The sequence below is a fragment of the Streptomyces sp. NPDC093801 genome, assembly GCF_040701585.1.
Lineage (GTDB): Bacteria > Actinomycetota > Actinomycetes > Streptomycetales > Streptomycetaceae > Streptomyces.
Window position 1 is genome coordinate 1 of the sequence record NZ_JBFBDP010000106.1, and the last position, 2,446, is coordinate 2,446.

3 protein-coding genes are annotated in these 2,446 nt (G+C 72.6%); all 3 read left to right on the plus strand.

Features of this window, described 5'->3' with window-relative positions:
* A partial coding sequence (locus tag AB0469_RS41030) for a hypothetical protein (protein ID WP_366456712.1) occupies nt 1–903 on the plus strand: 903 nt, incomplete at its 5' end.
* Nucleotides 904–905: 2 nt separating this feature from the next.
* Nucleotides 906–2,036, plus strand: coding sequence for an aliphatic sulfonate ABC transporter substrate-binding protein (locus AB0469_RS41035; RefSeq protein ID WP_366456713.1), 1,131 nt, complete (start codon nt 906–908; stop codon nt 2,034–2,036).
* Between the two features lie 6 nt (nt 2,037–2,042).
* The coding region (locus AB0469_RS41040; protein ID WP_366456714.1) for an ATP-binding cassette domain-containing protein at nt 2,043–2,446 on the plus strand (404 nt) is incomplete at its 3' end.

Here is a 2,446-nt window from a genome sequence, read left to right on the forward strand (position 1 = left end):
CGCCACGCCGCCGTCGCCGCCCTCCTGCGCGTCCCCCACGTCGTCCTCGCCGTCAACAAGATGGACCTCGTCGGCTACCGGGAGAACGTCTTCGCCACGATCGCCGAGGAGTTCACCGCCTACGCCTCGGAACTCGGCGTCCCGGAGATCACCGCCATCCCGATCTCCGCCCTCGCCGGCGACAACGTCGTCGAACCCTCCGCGAACATGGACTGGTACGGCGGCCCCACCGTCCTGGAGCACCTGGAGACCGTCCCCGTCAGCGACGGCCTCACCACCGGGCCCGCCCGCTTCCCCGTCCAGTACGTGATCCGCCCGCAGACCGCCGAGCACCCGGACTACCGCGGCTACGCGGGCCAGATCGCCTCCGGCGTCCTGCGCGTCGGAGAGTCCGTCACCGTCTTCCCCTCCGGCCGCACCAGCGTCATCGAGGGCATCGATGCGCTCGGCGAGAGCGTCGACACCGCCTGGGCCCCGCAGTCCGTCACCCTCCGGCTCCAGGACGACGTCGACGTCTCCCGCGGCGACCTCATCGCCCCGGCCGAAGCCGCCCCCGCCACCACCCAGGACGTCACCGCCACCGTGTGCCACGTCGCCGACCGGCCCCTCGAAGTCGGCCAGCGGGTCCTGCTCAAGCACACCACCCGCACCGTCAAGGCGATCGTCCGCGCGATCCCGTCCCGGCTGACCCTCGACGACCTCTCCCAGCACCCCGAGCCCGGCCGGCTGGCCGCCAACGACATCGGCCGCGTCGTCGTCCGCACCGGCGAGCCCCTCGCGCTCGACGCCTACGCGGCCTCCCGGCACACCGGATCCTTCCTCCTCATCGACCCGGCCGACGGGACCACCCTGACCGCCGGCATGGCCGGCGAGGCCTTCACCGCGACCGAACGGACCGTCTGACGATGTCCTCACCGCGCCGCCGGCGCCGTCGACCCGCCGCCGTGCTCGGCCTCCTCCTGGCCTGCGCCGCCGCCCTCGCCTCCTGCGGCTACGGATCCCGGGCCGACCAGGTCCCGGCCGCCGCCCAGGCCCCGGCCGGCGCGGGCCGCGCGAAGCTCTCCGCGGACTCCGTGACCCTCGGCTACCTCCCCAACCTCACCCACGCCACCGCCCTGGTCGGCGTACGCGAGGGCCTGATCCGCAAGGAGCTCGCCGGGACCGCGCTGAAGACCACCACCTTCAACGCGGGCCCCGCCGAGATCGAGGCCCTCAACGCGGGCTCCGTCGACATCGGCTTCATCGGCCCCTCGCCCGCCGTCAACGGCTACGCGAAGTCCAGGGGACAGAGCCTGCGCATCATCTCGGGCTCCGCCTCCGGCGGCGTCAAGCTCGTCGTGAACCCGCAGAGGATCAGGACCCTCGACGACCTCAAGGGCAAGAAGATCGCCACCCCGCAGCTGGGCAACACCCAGGACGTGGCCTTCCTCGACTGGATCGCCGCACGTGGCTGGAAGGTGGACGCCGCCAGCGGCCGCGGGGACGTCTCGGTCGTCCGCACCAACAACACCGTCACCCCCGACGCCTACCGCTCCGGCTCGGTCGACGGCGCCTGGGTGCCCGAACCCACCGCCTCCAAGCTGGTCGCGGAAGGGGCCGCGGTCCTGCTCGACGAGAGCGACCTGTGGCCCGACGGGAAGTTCGTGATCACGAACCTGGTCGTCTCGCAGAAGTTCCTCAAGGAGCACCCCGACGTGGTCGAGGCCGTCCTGCGCGGCACGGTCAGGACCAACGAGTGGATCAACGCCGACCCCGAGAAGGCCAAGGCCTCCGCCAACGCCGCCCTCAAGGCCCTCACCGGCAGGGAACTGGAGCCCGAGGTCATCGACCGGGCCTGGCCGTCGATCCTCGTCACCGACGACCCGCTCGCCGCCACCCTGGAGACCCAGTCCCGGCACGCGGTCGCGGCCGGACTGCTGGAGAAGCCCGACCTGACCGGCATCTACGACCTCGGGCCGCTCAACCGGGTCCTCGCATCCCTCCACAAGCCCCCCGTCACCCCCGCCGGTACCGGCCCCGACGATCAAGGGAGGTGAGCCGCGATGGCGACCGCACTCATCCACGCGGAACACACCGCGGCGCTCACCACGGCCGTCCGCACCCAGCACGTCTCCAAGTCCTTCCCCGGCCCCGCGGGCCCCCAGCTGATCCTCGACGACATCAGCCTGGACGTCGCCCCCGGCGAGTTCGTCACCCTCCTCGGCGCCTCCGGCTGCGGCAAGTCCACCCTGCTCAACCTGATCGCCGGCCTCGACACCCCCACCTCCGGGACCGTCACCACCGAGGGCCGCCCCGCCCTGATGTTCCAGGAGCACGCCCTCTTCCCCTGGCTCACGGCCGGCAAGAACATTGAGCTGGCGCTGCGGCTGCGCGGGGTGGCCAAGGCCGACCGCAAGCCGGAGGCCGAGCGGCTGCTGGAGCTGGTCCGCCTCGGCGGCGCCCACGG